At 66.5% G+C, this 25549-nt stretch carries 20 protein-coding genes; 11 read left to right on the top strand and 9 right to left on the bottom strand.

The genetic code is table 11. The annotated features are described in order from the left end of the window. Window positions 1-3: 3 nt before the first annotated feature. Window positions 4-966: a P-loop NTPase gene (locus tag K9B35_RS06970; RefSeq protein ID WP_224921073.1), complete on the bottom strand. Its 963-nt coding sequence runs from the start codon at window positions 964-966 to the stop codon at window positions 4-6. A 71-nt stretch (window positions 967-1037) separates the two neighbouring features. Here K9B35_RS06970 and hflK point away from each other — a divergent pair, with 71 nt between their 5' ends. The 5 genes from hflK to K9B35_RS06945 all read left to right on the top strand — a co-directional run bounded on the left by hflK (window position 1038) and on the right by K9B35_RS06945 (window position 7099). After that, window positions 1038-2225: a protease modulator HflK gene (gene hflK, locus K9B35_RS06965; protein WP_224921072.1), complete on the top strand. Its 1188-nt coding sequence runs from the start codon at window positions 1038-1040 to the stop codon at window positions 2223-2225. After that, window positions 2222-3085 (top strand): protease modulator HflC, encoded by an 864-nt coding sequence (gene hflC, locus K9B35_RS06960; protein ID WP_224921071.1) that lies wholly within the window; start codon window positions 2222-2224, stop codon window positions 3083-3085. The genes hflK and hflC overlap by 4 nt, the downstream gene beginning before the upstream one ends. A 143-nt stretch (window positions 3086-3228) precedes the next feature. Continuing rightward, entirely contained in the window at window positions 3229-4770 is a 1542-nt protein-coding gene (locus tag K9B35_RS06955; protein WP_224921125.1) for a Do family serine endopeptidase, read from the top strand. A gap of 62 nt (window positions 4771-4832) precedes the next feature. Further along, a complete protein-coding gene (locus tag K9B35_RS06950; protein WP_224921070.1) occupies window positions 4833-6494 on the top strand; it encodes a helicase HerA-like domain-containing protein in 1662 nt (553 codons plus the stop codon). Between the two features lie 41 nt (window positions 6495-6535). Continuing rightward, complete coding sequence (locus K9B35_RS06945; protein ID WP_224921069.1) at window positions 6536-7099, top strand: hypothetical protein; 564 nt, start codon at window positions 6536-6538, stop codon at window positions 7097-7099. Window positions 7100-7125: 26 nt separating this feature from the next. Here the strand turns inward: K9B35_RS06945 and K9B35_RS06940 are convergent, their stop codons facing one another. From K9B35_RS06940 to queF, 3 genes are all read right to left on the bottom strand, one after another. Next, window positions 7126-8406, bottom strand: coding sequence for a glycoside hydrolase family 130 protein (locus K9B35_RS06940; RefSeq protein WP_224921068.1), 1281 nt, complete (start codon window positions 8404-8406; stop codon window positions 7126-7128). Between the two features lie 35 nt (window positions 8407-8441). Then, complete coding sequence (locus tag K9B35_RS06935; protein ID WP_224921067.1) at window positions 8442-10718, bottom strand: glycosyltransferase family 4 protein; 2277 nt, start codon at window positions 10716-10718, stop codon at window positions 8442-8444. Window positions 10719-10832: 114 nt separating this feature from the next. Continuing rightward, window positions 10833-11279, bottom strand: coding sequence for a preQ(1) synthase (gene queF / locus K9B35_RS06930; RefSeq protein WP_224921066.1), 447 nt, complete (start codon window positions 11277-11279; stop codon window positions 10833-10835). A 30-nt stretch (window positions 11280-11309) separates the two neighbouring features. Between queF and K9B35_RS06925 the strand changes: the two genes are divergently transcribed. The 5 genes from K9B35_RS06925 to K9B35_RS06905 are packed head-to-tail and all read left to right on the top strand — an operon-like array spanning window position 11310 to window position 17388. After that, entirely contained in the window at window positions 11310-12854 is a 1545-nt protein-coding gene (locus tag K9B35_RS06925) for a cryptochrome/photolyase family protein (RefSeq protein ID WP_263622361.1), read from the top strand. A 9-nt stretch (window positions 12855-12863) separates the two neighbouring features. Beyond that, entirely contained in the window at window positions 12864-13700 is an 837-nt protein-coding gene (sseA, locus tag K9B35_RS06920; protein WP_224921065.1) for a 3-mercaptopyruvate sulfurtransferase, read from the top strand. Then, a complete protein-coding gene (gene metC, locus K9B35_RS06915) occupies window positions 13697-14890 on the top strand; it encodes a cystathionine beta-lyase (protein WP_224921064.1) in 1194 nt (397 codons plus the stop codon). The genes sseA and metC overlap by 4 nt, the downstream gene beginning before the upstream one ends. After that, on the top strand, window positions 14887-16242 hold the full coding sequence (locus K9B35_RS06910; RefSeq protein ID WP_224921063.1) for a mechanosensitive ion channel family protein: 1356 nt from the start codon (window positions 14887-14889) through the stop codon (window positions 16240-16242). The genes metC and K9B35_RS06910 overlap by 4 nt, the downstream gene beginning before the upstream one ends. Before the next feature lie 9 nt (window positions 16243-16251). Next, window positions 16252-17388 carry a GNAT family N-acetyltransferase gene (locus tag K9B35_RS06905; protein ID WP_224921062.1) on the top strand — a complete coding sequence of 379 codons (1137 nt, stop codon included), beginning with the start codon at window positions 16252-16254 and terminating at the stop codon, window positions 17386-17388. 84 nt (window positions 17389-17472) lie between these two features. On the opposite strand, the gene K9B35_RS06900 is transcribed toward K9B35_RS06905, so the two are convergent. The 5 genes from K9B35_RS06900 to K9B35_RS06880 all read right to left on the bottom strand — a co-directional run bounded on the left by K9B35_RS06900 (window position 17473) and on the right by K9B35_RS06880 (window position 25011). Further along, window positions 17473-19179 (bottom strand): hypothetical protein, encoded by a 1707-nt coding sequence (locus K9B35_RS06900; protein WP_224921061.1) that lies wholly within the window; start codon window positions 19177-19179, stop codon window positions 17473-17475. Window positions 19180-19188: 9 nt separating this feature from the next. Continuing rightward, on the bottom strand, window positions 19189-20721 hold the full coding sequence (locus K9B35_RS06895) for a hypothetical protein (protein WP_224921060.1): 1533 nt from the start codon (window positions 20719-20721) through the stop codon (window positions 19189-19191). After that, window positions 20718-22358, bottom strand: coding sequence for a hypothetical protein (locus K9B35_RS06890; protein ID WP_224921059.1), 1641 nt, complete (start codon window positions 22356-22358; stop codon window positions 20718-20720). The genes K9B35_RS06895 and K9B35_RS06890 overlap by 4 nt, the downstream gene beginning before the upstream one ends. Before the next feature lie 73 nt (window positions 22359-22431). Then, window positions 22432-23649: an argininosuccinate synthase gene (locus tag K9B35_RS06885; RefSeq protein ID WP_224921058.1), complete on the bottom strand. Its 1218-nt coding sequence runs from the start codon at window positions 23647-23649 to the stop codon at window positions 22432-22434. Window positions 23650-23682: 33 nt separating this feature from the next. Continuing rightward, entirely contained in the window at window positions 23683-25011 is a 1329-nt protein-coding gene (locus K9B35_RS06880) for an MATE family efflux transporter (RefSeq protein ID WP_224921057.1), read from the bottom strand. Window positions 25012-25068: 57 nt separating this feature from the next. Between K9B35_RS06880 and K9B35_RS06875 the strand changes: the two genes are divergently transcribed. Beyond that, on the top strand, window positions 25069-25482 hold the full coding sequence (locus tag K9B35_RS06875; RefSeq protein WP_318245958.1) for a DUF1801 domain-containing protein: 414 nt from the start codon (window positions 25069-25071) through the stop codon (window positions 25480-25482). Window positions 25483-25549: the final 67 nt, after the last annotated feature.

Here is a 25549-nt window from a genome sequence, read left to right as displayed (position 1 = left end):
GGTTCAGCCTTTCTGGGTGTCCAGCCAGGCATTCACCTTCCCGGCCACCTCAGCAAACGCCGCGCCCTCGACCCCGTTCCCGGCAGCGGGGGGCGTGCCTGCGTCCGAAGCCGTGCGAATCGCGATATCGAGCGGGATGCGCCCAAGGAACGGCACGCCCAGCCGCTCCGCCGCCGCCTCGGCCCCGCCCCGCCCGAACGGGTCCGACACCTCGCCGCAATGCGGGCAGGCATAACCCGCCATATTCTCGACAATCCCGATCACCGGGATACCCGCCTTGGCAAACAGGTCGATCGCCCGCGTCGCGTCGATCAGCGCCAGATCCTGCGGCGTCGACACGATCACCGCGCCGGTCGGGCGATGCTTCTGGATCATCGTCAGCTGCACGTCGCCAGTGCCGGGCGGCAGGTCGAGCACCAACGTATCCGCCGCACCCCAGTTCGCATCGACCAGCTGGGTCAGCGCGCCCGCCGCCATCGGCCCGCGCCAGGCGATCGCCTGCCCCTCCTCGACCAGCCCGCCCATCGACAGCATCGGCACGCCATAGGCGGTGGCGAGCGGAACCAGCTTCTTGTCGTGGGCAACCGGCTTGCGCCCCTCGACGCCCATCAGCTTGGGCTGCGAGGGGCCATAGATATCGGCATCGACCAGCCCGACCTTCCGCCCCGCCCGCGCCAGCGCGATGGCGAGATTGGCCGAAACGGTGGACTTGCCCACCCCTCCCTTCCCGCTCGCCACCGCAATCAGCCGGCGGGTCACCCGCTGCGCCGTCCGTGCGATTCGCACCTCGTCGATTCCCGGCACGCTGGCAGCTGCGCGCAAATCGGCCTCCAGCGCGTCCTGCGCCCCTTCCGGCAGTCCGGTCACGTCGAGGATGATGCTGGCGCGCGCGCCCTCCACCCGCACGGTGGCGCGTCCGGCGGCGATGGGGGCAAGGATCGCCTGAAGTTCGGTTTGATCGGTCATGCCGCGCGACATAGGACGGGTTTCGATCACTGCCACTGTAAATCCGCCGCGCGGTCCCTATAAAGACAGACATGGCGAGACTGAATGGCTGGATCGCGCGCGCTACCGGATTTGGCGGCGCGCTGTGGAACGAAAACAAGGGCCCCTGGGGCGGCGGCAGCGGCGACAAGAGCGGCGGCGACGGCGCGGGGGGCGATAGCGGCGGGCCGCGCAACCCCTGGGCGTTTCCGCCCGAGGGCAAACGCGGCGGCAAATCGAACGTCAGCAGCCTCGACGATTTCCTAAAGCGCGCCCGCAAGGGCGGCGGGGGAAGCGGCGGCGGCGGTGGTCGCGGCGGGCTGCCCACTGGCATGCCCAGCCGCCCGGTCGTACTGATCGCAACCGGCCTGCTGGTACTCGCCTGGATCGCCTTTACCAGCGTCCATGTCATCACCCCCGAACAGCGCGGCGTGGTCAAGCTGCTCGGCCGCTATGCCTACACCATGGAGCCGGGCATCGGCATGACCCTGCCCGCCCCGATCGCGACGGTTGAGAAGGTCAACGTCCAGAAGATCACCAACGAGGACTTCCCGCAGGGTAGCGGCGAGAATTTGATGCTGACCCAGGATCAGAATATCGTCGATCTCGCTTATGCGGTGCGCTGGGACATCGCCAATCCGGAAGATTTCGTCTTCCAGATCGCCGAGCCTACCACGACGGTGCGCGCGACGGCGGAAAGCGCGATGCGTGCCGCGGTCGCAGGCGTCACCCTCAATGACGCGATCGGCCCGGGCCGCACCGTGATCGAGGCGCGCGTGCAGCAGACGATGCAGGCGATCCTCGACGAATATAATTCGGGCGTGCGGGTGCGCGGCGTGTCGATCAAGAACGCCTCTGCTCCAGCGGCCGTGGACGAAGCCTTCAAGCAGGTCACCGCCGCGCAACAGGCGGCAGAGGGCGACCGCAACCAGGCTCGCGCCTATGCGCAGCAGGTGCTCGCCGGCGCCCAGGGTGCGGCGACCGAGTTCGACAAGATCTACGAACAGTACAGGCTCGCCCCCGAAGTTACCCGCCGCCGTCTCTATTACGAGACCATGGAAGCGGTGCTGGCCAAGTCGAACAAGACCGTGGTCGAGACGCGCGGCGTGACGCCGTATCTTCCGCTCCCGGCAGCGCGCGGTAACCCCGTGCAACCGCAGGTCCAGCAAGGTCAGGCGGCACAACCGGCACAACCGGCACAACCGGCCCAGCCGGCGCAGCAGCAGGGAGGCGCACAGTGAACACCATCCTCAACCGCCCCGTCCTGTTCGGCGGGCTCGCCCTCGCCTTGCTGTTCGTCCTGTTCAACACGGTCTTCATCGTCGATGAGACGAAGCAGGCAGTGATCCTGCAGCTCGAACAGCCCGTGCGCACGATCAACAAATACCAGCCGAACGAGCAGTTCGGCCGCAACACCGGCGCCGGGATTCAGGTCAAGGTCCCGTTCCTCCAGCGTGTCGTGTGGGTCGACAAGCGCGTGCTCGACATCGAGCTTGAGAACCAGCCCGTACTTTCGACCGATCAGCTGCGGCTCGAGGTCGACGCCTTTGCCCGCTTCCGCGTCGTCGATCCGCTGCGCATGGTGGTGACGGCCGGGACCGAACGCCGCGTCGCCGACCAGCTCCAGCCGCTGTTCGGTTCGGCCCTGCGTGCCGAACTCGGCAAGCGCACCTTCGCGTCACTGCTGAGCCCTGAGCGCACGGCGGTGATGGACAATATCCAGGCCGGCCTCCAGCGTTACGCCAGCCAGTACGGCGTCGAGATCGTCGACGTGCGTATCAAGCAGGCAAACCTGCCGGAGGGCAGCCCGCTGCAATCGGCGCTGAACCGCATGGCCACCGCGCGCCAGCAGGAGGCGACGACGATCCGCGCGAACGGCCAGAAGGACGCGACGATCATCCGCGCCGAAGCCGATGCGAAGGCAGCGGAAATCTATGCGGCGGCATTCAACAAGGATCCGCAATTCTACGATTTCTGGCGCGCAATGCAGTCCTACCGCACCACCTTCATCGGCAATGGCCGCGACCCGATGGGCGAGACCTCGATCATCCTGTCGCCGGACAATGACTATCTGCGCGAATTCCGGGGTCAGGGCCGCTAAGGTCCTGACTTCGCCGTCAGGAATGATCCGGACCCCAACGGCTGTCGGTTCGTTCATATTCAATCGCCGTTCAGCTATTTGAGGCGAGTAATACACCGATGACCGAACCTACGCCCGGAATGGGCCGCAACTCCAAGGGCCAGATGACCAAAGGAACCACTCCCGTGCGCTATGCCTATGCGATCACTTCCGCGCTCCTGATCGGCGGCGCGAGCGCGGCGCTGGTGCTTCAGAACCCGGCCGGCGCACAGACCGCGCAGAACGAACCCGGCGCAATCCAGGCCGCCGTCCCCCGCGCCGGCGCGCCGATGAGCTTCGCCGACATGGTCGCCAAGCTTCAGCCCGCCGTCGTCAACATCTCGACCACTCAGCGGGTGCAGGTCCAGACCAACCCGTTCGCGGGCACGCCGTTTGGCGACCTGTTCGGCGGGCAGCAGGGCGGCAGCGGTGGCCGTCCGGTTACTCGTCAGGCCGAATCGCTCGGATCGGGCTTCCTGATTTCCGCCGATGGCTATGTCGTCACGAACAACCATGTGATCTCGGCGGGCCAGCGCGGCGCCGTGGTCGAATCGATCAAGGTGACGCTGGCCGATCGCCGTGAATACACCGCCAAGCTGATCGGCCGTGACCCCGCCACTGATCTCGCCGTGCTCAAGATAGAAGGGACCAACCTCCCCTTCGTCCGGCTGGGCGATTCGAACCAGTCGCGCGTCGGTGACTGGGTGATCGCGATCGGCAACCCCTATGGGCTGGGCGGCTCGGTGACCGCCGGCATCATCTCGGCACTCAGCCGCGCGACCGGACAGGGCGGCCCGCTCGACCGGTTCATTCAGACCGATGCGTCGATCAACCGCGGCAATTCCGGCGGCCCATTGTTTGATCTCAACGGCAATGTGATCGGCATTAATTCGCAAATTCTGTCGCCAACCGGCGGCAATGTCGGCATCGGCTTTGCCATCCCGTCGACCGAGGCCAAGCCGATCATCGACACGTTGATGAAGGGCAGCAGCGTCGAGCGCGGCTATCTCGGCGTCGGCATCCAGCCGCTGACCGACGATCTCGCCAAATCGTTCGGCGTGCCCAAGGGCAAGGGCGAGCTGATCAGCCGGGTCGAACCGGGCGAGGCCGCAGCCAAGGCCGGGATCAAGCAGGGCGACGTCGTCGTCAAGATTGACGGTAAGGACGTCACGCCCGACCAGACGCTGTCTTATCTTGCCGCACGCGTCGTCCCGGGCACGCGCATCCCGATCGAGCTGATCCGCGACGGCAAGCCGGTCACGGTGCAGGTTACGGTCGGCAAGCGTCCGCCCGAGGAGCAGATCGGCGGGTTCGACCCCGACGCCGATGAAGGTGCACCCGGCGGCGACGACGCGACCCAGGCCGGCCCCGCCTCGCTCGGCATCAGCGTCACCGCGCTGACGCCGCAGATCGCGCGCACCATCGGCGTTGATCCGGCGACCAAGGGCGTGGTCGTTGTCGGCGTGGATCCGGCGAGCGATGCGGCGCAGAAGCAGCTGACCCGCGGTCTCGTGATTACCTCGGTCAACCGCCAGCCGATCGAAACGCCCGCGGACTTCGCCCGCTTGGTCAACGCGGCCAAGGCATCGGGCGCGGAGTCGGTCGTGCTCTACATCATGGCGCGCGGCGGCGTCGGCACCTATCGCGCGGTCGAATTCGCCCGCTGATAGGGGCTGGCCTCGGTCGTCTTTCTCCCTAATGCTGCGCTCCTGACTATCGGGAGCGCAGCATGTCGGGTGAAGGCGAACTGTTCATTGGCCTTGGCGGAGGTGAGCCGCAGGCGCTCGTTCTGAAGCGTGCAAACCGGCACGGTCTGGTCGCGGGCGCCACCGGCACCGGCAAGACGGTGACGCTGCAGGGACTCGCTGAAAGCTTCAGCCGTGCAGGCGTCCCGGTGTTCGCCGCCGATGTGAAGGGCGACCTGTCCGGCATGGCGATGGCCGGTTCACCGACCGCCAAGACTCACGAACCCTTCAGCAAGCGCGCCGCCGAGATCGGCTATACCGACTGGGCCTATGGCGCTGCACCGGTGCAATTCTGGGACCTGTTCGGCGAGCAGGGCCATCCCGTGCGCACTACAGTCTCTGAAATGGGACCCCTGCTGCTCGCGCGGCTGATGGGGCTCAACGACACGCAGGAAGGCGTGCTGACCATCGCCTTTCACGTCGCCGACGATGACGGCCTGTTGCTGCTCGACCTCGACGATCTTCAGGCGATGCTGGCCGCGTGCAGCGAACGCGCCGACGAACTCAGCGCCCGCTACGGCAATGTCGCCAAGACCAGCGTCGGCGCGATCCAGCGGCAACTGCTCCAGCTCCGCAGCCAGGGTGGCGAGCATTTCTTCGGCGAGCCGGCGCTGTCGATTCAGGATTTCATCAAAACCGACGACAACGGCCATGGCGTGGTCAACATCCTCGCCGCCGACAAGCTGATGGCCTCGCCCCGGCTCTACGCCACCTTCCTGCTGTGGCTCTTGTCCGAACTGTTCGAATCGCTCCCCGAAGTGGGCGACCCCGACAAGCCCAAGCTCGTCTTCTTCTTCGACGAGGCGCATCTGCTGTTCGAGGAAGCACCCAAGGCGCTGCTCGACAAGGTCGAACAGGTCGTCCGCCTGATCCGGTCAAAGGGCGTCGGCGTCTATTTCGTGACCCAGAACCCCATCGACATTCCAGAGGATGTCGCTGGCCAGCTCGGCAACCGCGTCCAGCACGCACTGCGCGCCTTCACTCCGCGCGAGCAAAAGGCAATCAAGGCGGCGGCGGAAACCTTCCGCGCCAATCCCGATCTGAATGTCGAAACCGCGATCACCGAGCTGAAGGTGGGCGAGGCGTTGGTCTCCGTGCTGATGGCCGATGGTGCTCCCTCGCCCGTCCAGCGCACCCTGATCAAGCCGCCGCGCGGGCGCGTCGGGCCGGTCACGCCGGAGGAGCGCAAGATCCTGATCGAGACCGATCTGGTTGGCGCGAAATACGACACCCGCGTCGATCGCGAATCGGCCGAGGAACTGCTCTCCGCCAAGGCGACCGAAGCCTCCGCCGCCGCCGCAGAAGCCAAGGCGCAGGACGAGGCCGAAAAGGCCGCACTCGCCCAGGCCAAGGACGACGCCCGCGCCGCCAAAGAAGCCGAGCGCCAGCGCCTCGCCGAACAGCGCGAGGCCGACCGTCAGGCGCGGCTGGAAGAAGCAGCGCGCCGCAAGGCCGAGCGCGAAGCGGCGAACAACCCGTGGAACCGCGCAGTCAAATCGGCAACCCAATCCGCCTCCTCCGCCGCCGGTCGCGCCGTCGCCGGCGAGGTGTCCAAGGCGATCTTCGGCAAAAAATCCGGCGTCGGCGCCAGCGTCGTCGGCGGCATCGTCCGCGGTATCCTGGGCGGGTTGTTCAAGGGACGCTAACCGGCGCGCAAGCAACGCTGCTCAGCACGGAAGTGAGGAATATGGTCGATCGCAGGGCTATGTTGCGAGGCGTCACCACCGGCGTGATTTTGGCATCAAGCCAAGCCGCCACCGGCTGTAGCCTCCCGGAGTTCACGGACGATACATGGGGCGAGAAGCTGATCCGGTATCTGCGCACGGGCGATGAAACGGTATTGCGCGGCATGTTCCGGGCCGACAGCAGCCTGGTCGCTTATGGCGGCGAGTTGATCGGTGGGACGGACGCCCTGTCGTACAGCGGGGCGGAAGCGGTGCGAACTGCGTTGTCCGCCTTTCGCGCCACGCACACTGCCGTAGGAGTCGGCGACACCCCGCGCCTGCTGAAGCGGGCGGCGATCGTCGGAAGCGGACAACAGGGCCGCATGAACAAGATCGAGCTGACCTTTTGCGAAGAGCGGGCAGTCGACACCTCATGTGGCCCGACCACCAGCGAGATGGACGCGGACCTGTTCTTTGAGGCCAGTGCCGGGCCGGTCGATGCGAGCGACGTCGAATGGTTTGTCAGCCGGATCGCACTCATGCCGCGCCTTGAGCTGACAAGGGCAGGAATCGAACCGGATCGATAACCGCCCGATACGTCGCCGCTGGCCTGCTACATCACCGCCAGCAGCGACTTGATCGTCACGAATGCGAACGCCACCGAGCTGTCGGCGACGCCATAGGGAATGAAGATCGACTCCCCGTGCCGCAGCGCGCCGCACGAATAGACGACGTTGGGGACATAGCCCTCGCGGTCCTCGCTCGCGGCCGTCAGGATCGGTTCGCTGGTGCGGCCGATCACCTTCGACGGATCGTCCTTGTCGAGCAGCGCCGCGCCGATCGAATATTTGCGCATCGCGCCGACACCATGTGTCAGCATCAGCCAGCCTTCGTCGAGCTCGATCGGCGGGCCGCAATTGCCCATCTGCACCAGTTCCCACGGGAATTTGGGCGTAATCAGCTTCACCCCCTCGTCCCAGTGCGTCAGGCGGTCGGATTCGATCAGGAAGATATTCTCCCCGTCCTGCCGCCCGATCATCATGTACTTGCCGTTCACCTTGCGCGGGAAGAGGCCCATGCCCTTGTTGCGCGCGGCGCTACCGCTCATCGGCACCAGATCGAATTCGCGCCAGTCGCGGGTGCGCAGCATCTCGGACTGGATCTGCGACCCGTTATAGGCGGTGTAGGTCCCCAGCCATTCGTCGCTGCCATCGTCATGCGTAAACCGCGTCAGCCGCATGTCCTCCAGCCCGTTGGACTGGGCACGCGTGATCGGGAACAGCAGCGTCCCCGACAGCGTCGAATCGCGGTGACGATGCACCTTGACCGCCCCCTCGGGCGCGCGCTCCTCATCGCCTTGCGCGTCGGCAGAGGTGGCGAATGGCGGCTCGGGCGCCAGCATCATCTCATTCTGGTCGGTGATGATCCCCTCACGGAACGCCACCGACGAGATATGCCCCTCTCCCACCGCGCGCAGGCTCATCAGGATGCGCAAGGACCCCTTGGGCATACCCGACTGGTCGTGATGCGGCACCGCGCTGGGGTTCATCAGCGCGGCGGCGGCATAGCTGTACTCGTGGCAGAAATAGGCACCGATCAGTTGGCGCTTCTCGTCCCCGATCGTCGCGCCATCCAAACCCAGTTGCGCCTCGATCTCGTCATAGCGGGTCATGAACACGCGCCGCGTCTGCCAGTGGCGCGCCTCGAAATCCTTGAGCACCGTCGCAAGTTGCGCGCGCGCCTCGCCCGGTGACATATCGAGCACCGCGCGTACCAGCCGCTCGGTCCGCGAGGGCGCGCCATTGGTCGATTGCCAGCCGATGTGGAACGGGCGCACCACGACGCGCGACGGGTCGGCGCGAAGCCGAAGCGGGTGATGATACAGGTCGAGCATGCGTCCCCCCGGACTCTTCAATACCGTGTGCATGCTTATGCGACGGCTTTTCCCGGGTCTGCCACGATTTGCGCGCGCCGCGAAAGGGCGGAAATCGCGCAGCCGGCAAGTTGCAGTGCCAGAATCGACTCAGCACCCTGATTGCGGTTGAGCCCATAGGGCGTCAGCCCGTCGAAACAGCCGCCATCAGACGTGCTGGCGAGCGGCAGATCGAGGTCGTTCTGGCCGAGATACCAGCGATAGGCACGGTGCGCACAATCCACCCAATGCGTGTCGCCAGTCGCGTCGAAGGCCGCGGCACAGGCATCGATCGTCGCCTGCGCCTCGAGCGGCTGCTGATCGAACGGCAGTGGCGCGGCATAGGGACGCCCAAAACTCTCGCTCCCGACGGCGCGGAACCGTCCATCAGGCGAAGTCTGCTGTTCAACGATCCACGCGAGTGTCGACAGACCGCACGCGGTGAAGTCGGGCCGCCCAAGCGCCTCACCAGCGCGAATCAGCGCCTCGGGCAGCCGGGCATTGTCATAGGCGAGGACGATCTCAAACCATTCCCATTCAGGACGGCGCGCGATGTCGAGCAGCGCGATGAGTTCCTCACCAAAACGCTCCAGCAACGCGCGCGACAGCGCGTGGCCGGGATGCGCGTCGAGCATCGCTGCAGCCCCCAGCATCGCAAACGCACGCGCGCGCGGACTATCGAACTCCAGCGCGATCGATGCGGTCTGGTCGAACAGGATACGCGCCCAGTCGCGATATTTCGGCGCCCGCGCCTCGGCGGCACTGACTCCGAGCGACCACAAGGCGCGGCCGTTCGAATCTTCCGAACCCTTGTCCTCGCACCATTGCCGGTCGAAGCTCATGAAGTTGCGGAAGCGCCGCAGGTCGGGATTCCACGCATATTGGACGAACGCGGCGAACACGCTCGTCCACCGATCGCGGTCACTGTCGTCGAGCGGGTCAATCCGATGCATCAGGATCAGCGCGCGGGCATTGTCATCGATGCAATAGCCATGACGCCGGTCGGGCACCGCATAGATCGAATGCTGAAGCATGCCCGTCGAATCGCTCATTCGCTCGACCGCGCGAAAATCACCGGGCAGCACGGTCGTTCGCGCAGCGGGAAGGGCACGGATGCGCGGCGGGCGCGTGTCGCGCACCGCATCGAGCAGATCCGCCACCGCCTCGGCAATCCGCGGCCAGATCATCGTGCGGCCGCGGTCATGTGCGCGCCGCGCCATGGCTGCACGCGCCTTGTCGTCGTCGAGCAGCGCGCTGATCGCATCGGCAAAGGCGCCGCTGTCGCCGAACGGCACCAGGACGCCATGATTGTCGGCGAGGATCTCGGTCGCATGGACATAAGGCGTCGACACGACCGGCTTTCCCGATGCGACGGCATAGGACAGCGTGCCGGAGGTAATCTGCGCCGGGTTGGGATAGGGCGTTGCATAGATGTCCGCCGCCTGCAGATAATCGAGCAACTCATCCTGCTCGACAAAAGCGTTCACGAACGCGATGTTCCGTTCGACCCCGAGCGTCGCTGCGAGCGCGTGCAGGCGATCACGATACGCCTCACCCTCATGCGCCACCAGATTGGGGTGCGTCGCGCCGAGGATCACATACAGCGCATCGGGATGCCCGGCGACGATCGCGGGAAGCGCCTCGACCACCGTCTCGATACCCTTGCTCGGGGCGAGCAGGCCGAACGTCAGGATGACCTGCCGCCCCTGCCAGCCAAAGCGCGGCTTCATCGTATCGGGATCAACCAGCGCGCGGTCGGGAACGCCATGCGGAACCACCACCACCTTGCGCGGATCGACGCCATGCGCGCGGCGCAGGATATCTCGGCCCTTCTCGGCCATGACAATCACCCGCGCGGCACGGCGCAGCAGCGCTTCCATCACCCGCCGCTCATCCGGATTTGGCGCCTCGAGCACGGTGTGCAGCGTCGCGATCACCGGAAGCCCGCTGCGATCGAGCAGCGCGATCAGATGCTCCCCAGCAGGCCCACCATAGATCCCATATTCATGCTGGACCCAGATCGCCTGCGCGCCCGAGGCATCGATCGCACGCGCGGTGTCGAGATAGGCGGCGCGATCGTCCTGCGGGATCGTCGCGGTCACCGCCGGTGGGAAGTCATAGCTACCCGGCCGATCGTCCATCGCATAGACATCGACCCGCATCTCGGGAAAGCGGGCACGCATCGCCTCGAAACAATCCGTGGTGAAGGTCGCCAAGCCGCATTTGCGTGGCAGGAAATTACCGATCAGCGCAATGTGATCGACCCGGTCAGGCAGCAGCGACCCTCGCGTCATTCCTAATTCCTTCGCATCGGCAACATGGGTCAGCCCGAAGTTCGGGCGAGCAATCTCCAAACGTTACAATGACACTATGGTTGCATTGATGCTGCAATGCAACATCGCAAAGGTTCAACCGCGTCCGCGATAGCCCGGCACATCCTGCGCGGGGATCCACACGCCCGCAGGCTGCTCGCCCGACTGCCAGAATACGTCGATCGGAATGCCCCCGCGCGGATACCAATATCCGCCGATGCGCAGCCATTTCGGCTTCATCTCGTCGAACAGCCGCTGGCCGATCCCGACCGTGCAATCCTCGTGGTACGCGCCATGGTTGCGAAAGCTGCCGAGAAAGAGTTTGAGCGATTTGGATTCGACGATCGTGACGCCCGGCACATAATCGATCACCAGATGCGCGAAATCCGGCGCTGCGGTGATCGGACAGAGCGATGTGAACTCCGGCGAGACGAACCGGACGAGATAATCGCTTCCCGGACGCGGGTTGGGAACATAATCGAGCACCGCCTCTTCGGGCGATGCGGGGAGTGCGCTGGTCTGGCCTAGGAATTTGGGTGTCATGGCGCGCGATGTAGGAAAGGCGTTGCGGAAATGAAACGGGGGATCGACACGCTGATACCGCTATTGGTCGATCAGCTCTCGCCCGGCCTGTCCGCGCTGCGCACTGCCGACCCGGCAACCAGCGTCATCCTGATGATGGAGGTCGAGGAGGAAGCGACCTATGTCCGCCATCACAAGAAGAAAATCGCCTTCCTGTTCGCCGCGATGCGTCACCATGCTCAGGCGTTGCGCGACGCCGGGTGGCAGGTCGACTATGTCCGCCTGGATGATCCCGACAACAGCGGCAGCCTGACCGGCGAACTCGCCCGCGCGGTCGAGCGGCACCAGCCCGCCCGCATCATCGCTACCGAAGCCGGCGAATGGCGCGTCCGCCATGCGATGGAGCATTGGGCGGACAAGTTCGATGTGTCGGTGGAGATCCGCGAGGACGACCGCTTCATCGCCAGCCATGCCGAGTTCGACGCCTGGGCCGATGGCCGCAAGCAGCTGCGCATGGAATTCTTCTACCGCGAGATGCGCCGCAAGACCGGCCTGCTGCTGACCGAACGCGGCGAGCCCGAGGGCGGCCAGTGGAATTTCGACAAGGAAAACCGCAAACCAGCCGCGCGCGACCTGACCATGCCGCACCCGCTGTCGTTCGCGGCAGACGACCTGACGCAAGAGGTGATCGCGCTCGTCGCCGATCGCTTCGCCGATCATCCCGGGACGCTCGACGGGTTCGATTTTGCAGTCACCGCCGCCGATGCCGAGCGTCAGCGCGCGCATTTCCTGCGTTACGCCCTGCCGCAATTCGGCGATTATCAGGACGCGATGCTGACCGATGTGCCATTCCTGTGGCACTCGCTCCTCTCGCCCTACATCAATTGCGGGCTGCTCGATCCGCTTGACCTGTGCCGCCGGGTCGAGGCGTCGTACCGCGCCGGCCACACCCCACTCAACGCCGCCGAGGGCTTTATCCGCCAGATCATCGGCTGGCGCGAATATGTGCGCGGCATCTATTGGCGCGAGGGCCCGGACTATACCTCGCGCAACTTCCTCGATGCGCGGCGGCCCCTCCCCGCCTTCTACTGGACCGGCCAGACCGACATGCACTGCATGGCGCAGGCGATCGGCCAGACGCTGCAGAACGCCTATGCCCACCATATTCAGCGGCTGATGGTGACCGGCAATTTCGCGCTGCTGATCGGTGCCGATCCGGCGGACGTCCAGCGCTGGTATCTCGAAGTCTATGCCGATGCCTATGAATGGGTCGAGGCGCCCAATGTTCTGGGGATGAGCCAGTTCGGCGACGGCGGGCTGCTGGGGTCGAAACCCTACGCGTCATCGGGCGCCTATATCGACCGCATGTCCGATTATTGCGGGCATTGCCGCTATGACGTGAAGGCGCGCACCGGCCCGAAAGCCTGCCCGTTCAACGCGCTCTACTGGGACTTTCTCGTTCGCAACCGCGAGAAGCTGGGCAGCAACCAGCGGCTCGCCATGCCGTTCCGCAACTGGGACCGGATGGACGCGGACACGCAACGCGCGCTGCGGGCACAAGCGAAAGCGTTTCTCGCCGGGCTGGATGAAGGCTAGGCTGGCACAATGAACTCACTCGTTTCGACGCAATGGCTTGCCGATCATATCGGCGACGCGGACCTGCGCATCCTCGACGCCACCTGGTTCCTGCCGGGCGAGCCGCGCGACGCCGTGGCGGAGTTTGCAGGCGCGCACATCCCCGGCGCAGCATTCTTCGACATCAACGCCATCGCCGACCGCGCCAGCCCGCTGCCGACGATGCTGCCATCGGCCGAGCAATTCGCCGCGCAGGTCGGCGCGCTTGGCGTGGGCGATGGCGACCGCATCATCCTCTACGACAATGCCCCGCACCACACGGCGGCGCGCGCATGGTGGATGTTCCGCAGCTTCGGCATCGCCACCGCGCTGCTCGACGGCGGGTTCGCCAAATGGCGGGCCGAGGGGCATGCCATCGAAACCGGCTCCGTAGCTCCGGCGCCACGCACCCTGACGGCAACGCTCGACCCCGCCGGGGTCCGCAACATCGATCAGGTCCGCGTCAACCTCGACAGCCACGCCGAGCAGCTGGTCGACGCCCGCTCGGCCACGCGCTTCGCCGGCAGTGAGCCCGAACCACGCCCCGGCGTCGAACCCGGCCATATCCCCGGCAGCGCCAACGTGCCCTATTCGGAGTTCTTCAACGCCGACGGCACGTGGAAGCACGTCGCCACCCTGCGCGCGCTGTTCGAGGCGGAGGGGATCGAGGTCGAGCGCCCGGTGATCACCACCTGCGGATCGGGGATCACGGCGGCGGTACCGGCGTTTGCGCTGCATCTGCTCGGACATCGCGCCGCACTCTATGACGGCAGCTGGAGCGAATGGGGCGCAGACCCCGCTACGCCCAAGGCAAAGGGAGCTGCATGAGCGGCACGGACGACACGATGGGTAACGGCACGAAGGTCGTCGGCGCGGGACGTCGGCCCGAATGGACACAGGGGATCGTCAGCCCACCAGTGTGGCGCGCCTCGACCATCCTCTATGACAGTGTCGCGGAGATGCGTGCGGCCGGCGGGCGCGACACGCACCACCGGCTGTTCTACGGCCGTCGCGGCACCCCGACCCAGTGGAGCCTTGCCGATGCGCTGACCAGCCTCGAGCCGGGCGCAGAGGCGACCTTCCTCTACCCCTCCGGCGTCGCCGCAGTCTCCGCCGCGCTGCTCAGCGTGCTGTCGCCGGGCGACGAGCTGCTGCTGGCCGACAGCGTCTATGACCCGACGCGCAGCTTCGCGACCGGCTTTCTCGCGCGCTTCGGAGTCACCACGCGCTTCTACGATCCAATGATCGGCGGCGGTATCGCCGATCTGATCGGCGAGCGCACCCGCGCGATCTTTATGGAAAGCCCCGGAAGCCTGACCTTCGAAGTGCAGGACGTCCCCGCGATCGTCGCCGCCGCAAAGGCGCGCGGCGTAACGACGCTCATCGACAATACCTGGGCGACGCCCCTGCTGTTCCCGGTCATCGAACTCGGCGTCGATCTGTCGATCCTAGCCTGCACCAAATACATCGTCGGCCATAGCGACGTGATGCTGGGCAGCGTGACCGCCGCAGCGACGCACTGGACCAAGCTCCGCGACACCAGCTTCGCGCTCGGCCAGACCGCCAGCCCCGACGATGCCTGGCTCGGCTCGCGCGGGCTGCGCACCATGGCGGTGCGGCTGAAGCATCACGATGCGGCAGCGCTGGAGATCGCGCGCTGGCTGGAAACGCGGCCCGAAGTGGCGCGGGTGCTCCACCCCGCCTTGCCCTCCTGCCCCGGCCACGACCTGTTCGTGCGCGACTTCAAGGGCGCCACCGGACTGTTCTCCTTCGTGCTCAAGGGCGGGACCGAGGCGTCGCGCGCCGCGCTGATCGACGGGCTTGAGCTGTTCGGCATCGGTTATAGCTGGGGCGGGTTCGAGAGCCTGGCGATCCCGATCGACCCGCAGCGCCATCGCAGCGTCACCCAATGGGAGGCCGAAGGGCTGGCCGTGCGGTTGCAGATCGGGCTGGAGGATCCCGCCGACCTGATCGCAGATCTCGCCGCCGGGCTCGACCGGTTCCGGGCCGCTTCGTGACCCTCCCCAACCTCATCCCGCCCGCGCTGGCACAGTGGCTCACCGCCAACGGCATCCACGCCCCCACCCCGCCACAGCTGGTCGAGGGCGCAATTGCGGGGAGCCTCGCGCTCGTCGCGCTGGCGATCGGCTGGCTTGCCGGGCGCAAGCTGGGGCCGCTTTTGACCGCATTCTGGGAGCGGCGCGTCGGCAATCATGTCGAGGGGCTGGCCCCGCGCATGCACAATGTCGTGCGCCACGGCAGCGCGGCACTGCTGCTGGCGATGATCGCCAATGCCTGGCCGTGGACGACGCTGGCCGCGATGCTGCTGGGCATCGCGCTCGGCGCGGCGACCGCGATGACGGTGATGACCGTGATGCGCGGACTGCACATGCCGCGCTGGAGCGCATGGGCGGTCTCCGCGATCGTGTTCGTCGCGATCCTGAGCCATGCGCTCGGCGGGTTCAACGTCATCACCGACACGCTCGACCGGATCGGCGTCGATGTCGGCTCGCGCCGGCTGTCGCTGCTCGCCGCGGTCACGGTGCTCGTCACCGCCGTTGCGCTCTATGCCGGGGCGCGGCTCGTCAACCGGGTGATCGCGCATTCAATCCGCGAGGCCCGCGGGTTCGACGCGACGCAGAAGCTGCTGATTCAGAAGCTCGCCAGCATCGCGGTGATCGTCGTCGTGTTCCTGTTCGGGATCGACCTGCTCGGCATCGACCTGACCAGCCTTGCCGTCTTCTCCGGCGCGATGGGCCTCGCGGTCGGCTTTGGCCTGCAAAAGACGGTCGGCAATCTGATCGCCGGGATCATCCTGTTGATGGACCGCTCGATCAAACCGGGTGACGTGATCGTGGTCGGCGACAGCTTTGGCTGGGTCAACAAGATCGGCGTCCGCGCAGTCAGCGTGATCACGCGCGACGGCAAGGAGCATCTGATTCCGAACGAGAATCTGATGACTCAGGAGGTGGAAAACTGGTCTTTTTCCGACCGCAATGTCCGCGTCCGCATCCCGGTCGGAATCGCCTATGAATCCGACGTCAAGCTCGCGCAGAAGCTGATGCTCGACGCCGCACTGGAAAGCCCGCGCGTGCTCGATTCGCCGCGGCCCAATGTCTGGCTCACCTCGTTCGGCGACTATGCGCTGGAGCATGAGATCCTCGCCTGGATCAGCGATCCCGAAGGCGGCGTTGGCAATGTGAAGAGCGACGTGCTCAACCGGCTATGGGTCAAGTTCCAGGAACACGGCATCGAAATCCCGTTCCCGCAACAGGTGCTCCATTTCCGCAGCAGCAAGGGCGACCGGATCGGCAGCGTCGCGGGCGTGCGCAGCGACGCGCCGGTTGGCGGACTCGAAGACGCTCCCTAGATACAGCGCGTGCCGGAACCCATTTCAGCCCGCATTGCCGAAGGAGTCGCGTCGATCCCGGCGGCGCAGTGGGACGCCTGTGCGGGCGACAGCAATCCGTTTCTAAGCCACGCCTTCCTCGCCGCATTGGAAGCATCGGGGTCGGTCGGCGCCGGAACCGGCTGGCAGTCGCTGCCGATCGTGATCGACGACGCAAACGGCATCCCCGCCGCCATCGCCCCGGCCTACGCCAAGAGCCACAGCCAAGGCGAATATGTGTTCGATCACGCCTGGGCCGACGCGTTCGAGCATGCCGGCGGGCGCTATTACCCCAAGATTCAAGTCGCGGCCCCGTTCACCCCCGTCCCCGGCCCCCGTCTGCTGCTGCGTGATCCGGCGCTGGCACCGGCGCTGATCGCGGGGATCGAGGCGCTGACCGACAACAACCGGCTGTCGTCTGCGCACGTCACATTTGTCGATGAAGCCCAGTTGCCGCTGTTCGAGGAGGCCGGCTGGCTGGTCCGCGCGGGGACGCAATTCCACTGGCACAACCGCGACTATGCCGATTTCGACGCCTTCCTCGCCGACCTGTCCTCCCGCAAGCGCAAGGCGATCCGCAAGGAACGCGAGCGCGCGGTCGAGGGGCTGGCGATCCGGCATCTCAGCGGCGCGGAAATCACCGAGGCGCATTGGGATGCGTTCTGGGTGTTCTATCAGGATACCGGCAGCCGCAAATGGGGTCGGCCCTATCTCACCCGCCCCTTCTTCTCGCTGCTCGGCGAAGCGATGGGAGACCGGCTGCTGCTGATGTTCGCCGAGCGCGACGGGCGGCCGATCGCGGGGGCGCTCAACCTGATCGGCGGCGATGCGCTCTATGGCCGCTATTGGGGCTGCGTCGAGGACGTCCCCTTCCTCCACTTCGAGCTCTGCTATTATCAGGCGATCGAGGCGGCGATCGCACGCGGACTACCGCGGGTCGAGGCGGGCGCGCAGGGCGAGCACAAGCTGGCGCGCGGCTATGTCCCCGTCACCACCTGGTCGGCGCACTACATCCCCGATCCAGGCTTTCGCCGCGCGATCGAGGAGTATCTGGCGCGTGAGCGCGACGCGGTGGCGCAGGAACAGGAATTTCTGGGCGAGCTGACGCCGTTCAGACGGGGCGGTTAAGGCTTCCCAATGCCCGTTTGCCCTGAGCTTGTCGAAGGGCCGCGCCCCGCCCTTCGACAAGCTCGGAGCAAACGGAGCGTGAGGTTAAGCCTCCTTCTTCGCGCGCTCCCACGCTTCCATCTGCTTCTTCTTGTCGCGCTCCAGAAACTCGCGGATGTTCTGGATCTGCTTGCGATAGGGGCCGAGATCTTCGGCGTTCAGCTCTGCTGCCGGCTGGCCATGGTCGATCTTGAACAGCGCGCTGCTGCCATCGCGCCACACCGGAATCAGCCCCGCCTCAAGCCGCTTGTCGTACGGCGGCGGGCTGATCACCCACAGATAGTCATAGGCATGGCGCGGGAAGCGCGCGAGGCTGACCGCAACCGGCCGCCACCATTCGCGCGGGCATTTGGTGTCGGTGACAATCTGTGACGGATCATGGCTGAACCCGCGCGCCTGCTTGTAACGGACGGTGAGCAACTGCCCGCCCGCCATCGACCATTGGTCGTTGGTGTAGGCCAGCTTCCGCACCATCGCCATGCCGGGCAGGTGCTGCAGCCGCGTCATCGTCCATTCGTTGTAACAGGTCTCACCGACGAAGCTCAGCAGCCGCGCCCCCTCTGGCACATGCTCCAGCGCCGCGAGTTCGCGGTCATAGGATTTGTCGTAGAGAACGTTGCTATACGTCGTCGTTCCCATGCGAACGAGGAAGAAGGCCAGCCCCGCCATCGCCAGCACGCTCGCGCCCCGGATCGTCATGCCCGGCTTTGGGCGCAGGGAGATCACGGCAATCGCGATCATGTACGGGGCAAGCCGCATATCGGCATAGGCCGATCCGAACACGACGCGCGGCAACAGGATGAACACCGCGATCAGGAACAGCGCCGAAATGCCCAGGTGGCGCGAATATTCGATATTGGGATCGCGCAGCCCCTTGAGCAGCACCAGGAACAGCACGCCGAGGCAGGCGATGTCGAACAGCTGCCAGCGGTCGCGCAGGACCATCAGCACCCACCAGATCTTCGCGCGCCAGTTGAACCAGTCGCCAGTGACGCCGCTGACATCGCCCGCGCTGCGCCACATCAGCATCAGCACGGCGGCGGGGACCAGCGACAGGCAGTGGATGCCCGCCATGAACCACGGCACGACCCACCTTTGCACAAAATTCTCATGCCACGGGCCGGTGCGCGGACCGCGCATATCATGCTGGCGGATCAGCTCGGCGGCGAAACAGAGCACGCCGAGCGTGCCCCAGCCAAAGGTGTGCGTGACCCAGATCAGCATGCCGATCGGCACGAACAGCACCGCGCGCAACCGCACCTTGCCCATCCGCGCCAGCCGCAGCCACAGCGCAAAGGCGTTGAGCGCCAGCGCCATCGACAGCGCGAAATTGGCGAACCCGAAATGGAACGCATAGTTATAGGCGAGCGGCAGCGCGAACAAAGCGGTCGCGGGGATGCGGCCATGCACCTCGCGCGCGATCCAGAGCAGGCCGGTAACGGTCAGCACCGGGATGGTGATCACGATCAGCTTGACCGCCAGCTCAAGCCCGAAAATCGGCTCCAGCGGGATGATCAGCAGGTCGAGCCCGAGATTGCCGATCAGGCTCCATTCGAACTTGTACCAATCGTTGAGCCACGGCACTTCGCCATGGCTCAGCTGAACGCGATACCGCGCCATATGGCCCGGCAGGTCGACCTGCGGGGGGATGTCCGGCCACAATAACGGGATCGCCGCCGCAAGTGCCGCGAACAGCACGAACCAGCGCGTCTGCCACCAGCGTGGCATCTCGGTCGGATTTCCCCCTTGCATCCGACCGCCTTACTGCGGCGCAGCACCTGCGGGCAAGCGGCTTGCCGAACGATCGATCGCATAGAGCGCCGAACCGTCCTGTTTCCAGACGGGGCGCAGGCCGTGCAACGATGCCGGGGCGGTCGGCGCGTCGATCAGCCAGACATGGGTGAACGCGTCACGCGGGAACGCCGCGAGCGCCCGGTCGCGGGGAAGGAGGTTGGGATCGTGCGGACAGGCAGCCTCGACCGAAATCTGCGACGGATCATGTGCGAAATAGCCGAGCGGCAATGGCACGCGCAGCAACGGCGCGCCCTCCATCCGCCACTGATCATTGGCAAAGGCGGCGCGGCGCGCGGTGGCAAAGGCGGGAAGGTGCGTGCGGCGGCTGTGCGCCCAGGGCTGGTCGCAGCCGTCACCGACCAGCGCGAACACGCGCGCGCCGCGCGGAAGCTGATCGAGCGCCGCCAGCTCCCGCCGCCAATCGGCATCGTAGAGCGCGAAGCTGGCGGTGGTGCCGAGCGTGCGGATCAGGAAAAAGGCGAGGCCCGCCAGCGCGATGATGCGGACTGGCGCCCCCTCGCGCGGGGTCAGTCCCGCCAGCGCCACGGCAAAGGCGAAGGGCAGCAGCCGCAGATCGGCATAGGCCGAACCGAGCAGCGTGAACGGCAGCAGAAGGAATGCCAGCACCGTCAGTCCCGCAGCCGCAGCGGCTTGCGGCTCGAACCGCCCCGCCTGCCCCCGGATACCGGCATAGACCGCCATCACGATCACCAGCAATGCCGGCAGGTCGAGCCAGATCCACCGGTCGCGCAGCACGCTGCCCAGTCCCTTGAGCTTGGCGATCAGGTCGAAGAAGCGCCCGGTGTCCGCAGGTGCCCCACCACCGCGCCAGAGCAACATCGCCAGCACCGGAGGCGCGAGCGGAAGCGATGCGATGGCGGCGTCGAAGGCAGCGCGCGCGAGCGACCGGCCTTTGACCCGCGCTGCCCATTCGCCCGCAAAGACGAACAGACCCAGCATCGCCCAGCCCATCGCGTGGCACGTCCACACGATCAGTCCGAGCGGCACGAATATCGCCGCGCGCAACGCGATCCGCTGCAACCGCCCCAGCCACAGCCACAGCGCCCAGCCGCCGAGCGCGAGCGCCATCGCGAGGCAGTAATTCACGAACCCGAACTGAAACGGATAGCTGTACGCCAGCGGCAGCGCGAACAGCGCCCACGGACTCTCCCGCCCGGTCAACTCCCGACTGAGCCAGAGCAGCGCCCCCGTGGTCAGCACCGGAATTGCCAGCACCACCAGCTTGACCGCAGGCTCAAGCCCGATCAGCGGCGCCAGCGCGGCAACCAGCAGGTCCACCCCCAGATTGCCGACCAGTCGCCACTCGAACGCGTAGTAAGTATCAAGCAGCGCCGCCTCATCGCCCAGCATCACGCGGTACCGCCCGATATGGCCGGGCAGGTCGGTCAGCGGCGGCACGGCGGGCCACAACAACGGGATTGCCGCAAGCAGCATCGCAGCGGCCAAGAACCACCGGCTTTCCCACCAGCGCCCGCTCATCGCTCCACCCGATAAACCGTCGCGCCCGGCGCAACCGGGGTCAGCCAGTCCGGCGGGGTCCCCGCCCGCAGCGCGGCGCGCAGTGATCCGGCGGGCGGCGCGCCAAGCTCGTCCCACGCCCCGCCGCAATCGGCGATCAGGTCGATCCGCAACCGCTTCGCCTCGGCACGCGCCGCGCCAACCGGCAGGTCGACCAGCCGATACACCGCCAGATTACCCTGCGCATTGCGATGATAGGGTGCTGCGAGAATGCGGTGGCGCGTCTCCGCCAGCGCATAGGCCCCCAGGTCGATCGGCCCAGCAACCGTTCCAGCCGGTTGGGCAGCAAGCTGCGCCAGCACCGCACCGCCATCGCACGTCGCAGCGGGCGGCGGCGGCGCGGCAAGACTGCCCAGCGCCGGATAGAGAAACCCCGCCGAAACAACCCACGCCGCCGCCAGCGCCAGCGGCCCCCGCTCCCGCGCATAAGCGATCAGCGCCGCCAATCCCGGCGCGGCGAGCAGCGTCCCGGCGTAGATGCCACGCAACTGCACCAGCGCGAGCGCGAGCGCCGCCAGCTGGAACCCGGCGAGCACCGCCCAGCCCGTGCCGCGCGTCCGCCACCACTGCCATAGCGTCGCGGCCAGTCCCGCGAGCGCCAACCCGACATAACCGATCGCATGATCCAGCGGCGCGCCGAACAGCGGCTGCGCCTCCGCCACCCGCCCCAGCCACAGCCGCTCCAGCAGCGGATCGACCCCGCCATAGGGCGACAAGCAGGCAGGTGAGAGCGCAAGCGCCGCGACGACCGCAACATCGACCACCACAAATGCCGTGATCAGCCGTGCGCGCGGGCTCGCCATGCGGCGCGCAACCAGCGCGAGCGCGAGCGGCGCGAGCGCCGCCACCTGCGCCGCGCGCCACAGGGGTGCGGCGAACGCATCGCAGGTCGCGACACTCCACCCGCTCGTCCGAAACAGCAGCGCCGCCAGCGCCAGCCCGACGACCAGCGCAGCGCCATAGCCGAGCAGGCGGAGCCGCTCCCCCGCCCCGTCTGCAATCCAGCGCAGAACCAGCACCCCGCCGCCCAGCGCCAGGAACGGCGCAGTCTCCATCCCCACCACCAGCGACGCGACGCTCGCGCCGCCCGCCGCGACGCCGCAGCGCCACCCGCCGGGACCGATCACGGCGCGGACGAGGACCAGCAACAACACCAACTGCAGCCCATGATGGTCGATCCGCCCGGGCAGGAACAGAGCGCTCGCCGGATAGGCCAGCGCGGCGACAATGACAGCAACGGGTGCCGACACCGCAACCCGCCGCGCAATCGCCGCGACCAGCGTCAACGCGACCGCAAACAACAACAACGGCCACATCATCACCGCGACCAGCTCCGCCGCGTGCGCGCCCGCAACAGGCGTCAGCACAGCGATGATCGCGCCGGGCACCAGATCGGGCAACCGCGACCAGTGCATCTCCAGCCCCGCAGCCCCAAGCCGATACTGCGCCAGATCGCCAAATCCCTGGCCACCCAGCCAGTCGCGAATTTGCTGCAACCGCATCACATCATCGGTATCGGGCAGCCGCAACACCGACAGCGCCGCCCAGTCCCGCCACGCCCATACGGCAGCGAGCAGCAGCGCAAGCGTCGCCGCCACTGCATTATCGCGCCAGACCGTAGATCGCGCCGCCCCCATGGGGCTTTGCTAACCGACGATGGTTAACTTTGCATCAGGCCCCGCGCCGCCCCAACAACCGCAGCCGCAGCGCGTTGAGCTTGATGAACCCCGCCGCGTCGCGCTGGTCATATGCGCCCTGGTCGTCCTCGAACGTCACGACCTTTTCGCTGTACAGCGAATAGGGCGACTTGCGCCCGACGACATAGACGCCGCCCTTGTACAGCTTGAGCCGCACGGTCCCGGCGACCTTTTGCTGCGAGTAGTCGATCGCGGCCTGCATCATCTCGCGTTCGGGCGCGAACCAGAAGCCGTTATAGACCATCTCGGCATAGCGCGGCGCCCATTCGTCCTTGAGGTGCGCGGCGCCGCGGTCGAGCGTGATGCTTTCAATCCCGCGATGCGCGAGGTGATAGATGGTGCCGCCCGGCGTCTCGTACATGCCACGCGACTTCATACCGACGAAACGGTTCTCGACCAGATCGAGCCGGCCGATACCATGCTTGCGGCCAAGCTCATTGAGCGCCGCCAGCAGCGTCGCGGGCGACATCGCCACACCGTTTACCGCGACGCCATCGCCCTTTTCGAAATCGATCGTGATATATTCGGGCGTGTCCGGCGCGTCCTCCGGGTTCACCGTGCGCGAATAGACATAGTCGGGGGTCTCATCCCACGGATCTTCGAGCACCTTGCCCTCGGAACTGGTGTGCAGCAGATTCGCGTCGGTCGAGAACGGCGATTCGCCGCGCTTGTCCTTGGTCACCTGGATCTGGTGCTGCTCGGCGAATTCGATCAGCTTGGTGCGGCTGGTCAGGTCCCATTCGCGCCACGGTGCGATCACCTTGATGTCCGGGTTCAGCGCATAGGCCGACAGTTCGAAACGGACCTGATCGTTGCCCTTGCCAGTCGCGCCATGGCTGACCGCATCGGCATTCACTTCCTTGGCGATCTCGATCAGCCGCTTGGAGATCAGCGGGCGCGCGATCGAGGTGCCGAGCAGGTACAGCCCCTCATACAGCGCGTTGGCGCGCATCATCGGGAACACGAAATCGCGGACGAACTCTTCCTTGAGGTCGTCGATGAAGATGTGCTCGGGCTTCACCCCGGCATCCAGCGCCTTCTTGCGCGCCGGCTCCAGCTCTTCGCCCTGCCCCAGATCGGCGGTGAAGGTCACGACCTCGCAACTGTATTCCTGCTGAAGCCATTTCAGGATCACGCTGGTGTCGAGACCGCCCGAATAGGCAAGCACCACGCGATTGATCTTGTCGGCCATGTCGAACGCTCCAGAAAAAGGACGGCTGCGCCTCTAGGACCGTGGCGGCGCTTCCGCAACCGTAGCGAACAGGCGCGGCAAATGGATGGCGAGCAATCCGGCGCGGAAACCATAACTCGCCAGCAGCGCCAGCCACAGTCCCGTGGCACCGAACGGGCGCAGCAGCAGGTCGGTCGCGATATACAGCGCCGTCGCGAGGATCGCGGCATTGCGCAGCGCCCGCCCCCGCGTCGCGCCGATGAACACGCCGTCGAGCAGCCAGGCGGGAACGCCGACGATCGCCGCCAACGCAGCGAGCGGGAGCACCGCCCGTGCCGCCGCTCGCACCGCTTCGTTGGTGGTGAGCAGGTCGATCAACGCACCGCCGAACACCAGCGCGGCCAGCGTCGCGAGCAGTCCAAAGCCGAGCGAAAACTCTCCCGTCAGCCGGATCGCGCGCTTGAGCTCGCCCCGCGAACCGCGCCCGACCGCCTGCCCCACCCGCGACTCGGCGGTGAACGCGAAGCCGTCGAGGACGAAGGCAAAGATGCTGACCAGCTGCATCAACACATGGTTCGCGGCGAGTTGCACCGTCCCCAGCCGCGCCCCGGCATTGGCCAGCCACAGGAACAGCGTCAGCAGCGCGATCGTGCGCACCATGATGTCGGCATTGACCGCAAACAGCCGCTTCCACGCCGCGCCATGCAGGAAACCCGCGCGCTGCCCCAGCAAGGCGCGCGGCCCGGCGATCCGCGCAACCAGCACGATCCCCGCGACCAGCCCTACCCATTCCGCGATCGCGGTACCAAGCCCAACCCCGCGCGCGCCCATGCCAAACTGCCACACGAACACCATGTCGAGCACAGCGTTGACGAGGTTGACCAGGATCTGAAGCGCCAGCGTCTCGCGCGTGCGGCCAAGGCCGAGCAGCCAGCCATTGATCGCATAGAAGCCGAGCGCGGCAGGCGCGCCCAGGAAGCGCGCCGTCACAAACTCCCGCGCCGCATCGTCCAGCGCCCCGCCCCCAGCGAGCAAGGCAAAAGCGAGCGGCACGAGGATGATCTGCAGCGCGACCAGCACCACGCCGATCCCAAGCCCCGCCGCCACGCCACGCACCAGCAGCCCGTCCACCTCCTCCCGCGCACCACGGCCATGCGCCTGCGCGGTCAGCCCGGTCATCCCCATGCGCAGGAATCCGAACGCCCAGAAAATGAAGCTGATGATCGCCGTACCCAGCGCCACTCCGGCGAGCGCGGCGGCGTCTCCGGTCCAGCCGATCACGGCGGTATCGACCAGCCCGACCAGCGGCACCGTCGTCTGGCCAAGCATGATCGGCCAGGCCTGCGCCAGGATCGAACGGCGGGTGAGCGGGGCCGATTGCATCGCCGCCCTGTGCGGCTAGACTGGCCGAAAATCCAGCGAGGTCATGCCGTGGCCGATGTGAAGACCAAGCCCACCCCCGCCGACGTCGCCGCCTTTATCGACGCGGTCGAAAACCCCGTCCGCCGCGCGGATGCACGGACGGTCTGCACGATGCTGGAGCGCATCACCGGCGAATCGCCAAGGATGTGGGGCGCGTCGATCATCGGCTTTGGCAGCTATCATTATCGCTATGACAGCGGGCACGAAGGCGACATGTGCCGCCTCGGCTTTTCGCCGCGCAAGGCACAACTGGTGCTCTATGTGTTGAGCGACACGCCGGGCGAAGCGGAGAAGCTGGCGCGGCTGGGCAAGCACAAGACGGGCAAATCCTGCCTTTACATCAACAAGCTGGCCGATGTGGACATGGCCGTGCTCGAGGACATCGCGCGCGACGCGCTGGCCCATATGAACGCCAGATACCCGCCGGCCTGAGCCGCACGGCGTCCCGGTCCGGCGCGCGCTTCCACCACCTCGTCAATTCACAGCATTGCCCCCGGTC

This window comes from Sphingomonas sp. R647 (genome assembly GCF_020177055.1).
Classification (GTDB): Bacteria; Pseudomonadota; Alphaproteobacteria; order Sphingomonadales; family Sphingomonadaceae; genus Sphingomonas.
Note: the sequence above shows the minus strand (reverse complement) of the source record. Positions and strands in the feature narration are given on the sequence as shown.

Bases quoted from the DNA above. Each gene is read 5' to 3' on its own strand.
- K9B35_RS06950 (WP_224921070.1), top strand. From the start codon at position 4,833: ATGTCGGGTGAAGGCGAACTGTTCATTGGCCTTGGCGGAGGTGAGCCG.
- metC (WP_224921064.1), top strand. From the start codon at position 13,697: ATGAGCGGCACGGACGACACGATGGGTAACGGCACGAAGGTCGTCGGC.
- hflK (WP_224921072.1), top strand. From the start codon at position 1,038: ATGGCGAGACTGAATGGCTGGATCGCGCGCGCTACCGGATTTGGCGGC.
- queF (WP_224921066.1), bottom strand. From the start codon at position 11,279: ATGACACCCAAATTCCTAGGCCAGACCAGCGCACTCCCCGCATCGCCC.
- K9B35_RS06880 (WP_224921057.1), bottom strand. From the start codon at position 25,011: ATGCAATCGGCCCCGCTCACCCGCCGTTCGATCCTGGCGCAGGCCTGG.
- K9B35_RS06955 (WP_224921125.1), top strand. From the start codon at position 3,229: ATGACCAAAGGAACCACTCCCGTGCGCTATGCCTATGCGATCACTTCC.
- K9B35_RS06895 (WP_224921060.1), bottom strand. From the start codon at position 20,721: ATGAGCGGGCGCTGGTGGGAAAGCCGGTGGTTCTTGGCCGCTGCGATG.
- sseA (WP_224921065.1), top strand. From the start codon at position 12,864: ATGAACTCACTCGTTTCGACGCAATGGCTTGCCGATCATATCGGCGAC.
- K9B35_RS06945 (WP_224921069.1), top strand. From the start codon at position 6,536: ATGGTCGATCGCAGGGCTATGTTGCGAGGCGTCACCACCGGCGTGATT.
- K9B35_RS06935 (WP_224921067.1), bottom strand. From the start codon at position 10,718: ATGACGCGAGGGTCGCTGCTGCCTGACCGGGTCGATCACATTGCGCTG.
- K9B35_RS06900 (WP_224921061.1), bottom strand. From the start codon at position 19,179: ATGCAAGGGGGAAATCCGACCGAGATGCCACGCTGGTGGCAGACGCGC.
- K9B35_RS06940 (WP_224921068.1), bottom strand. From the start codon at position 8,406: ATGCTCGACCTGTATCATCACCCGCTTCGGCTTCGCGCCGACCCGTCG.
- K9B35_RS06925 (WP_263622361.1), top strand. From the start codon at position 11,310: ATGAAACGGGGGATCGACACGCTGATACCGCTATTGGTCGATCAGCTC.
- K9B35_RS06970 (WP_224921073.1), bottom strand. From the start codon at position 966: ATGACCGATCAAACCGAACTTCAGGCGATCCTTGCCCCCATCGCCGCC.
- K9B35_RS06885 (WP_224921058.1), bottom strand. From the start codon at position 23,649: ATGGCCGACAAGATCAATCGCGTGGTGCTTGCCTATTCGGGCGGTCTC.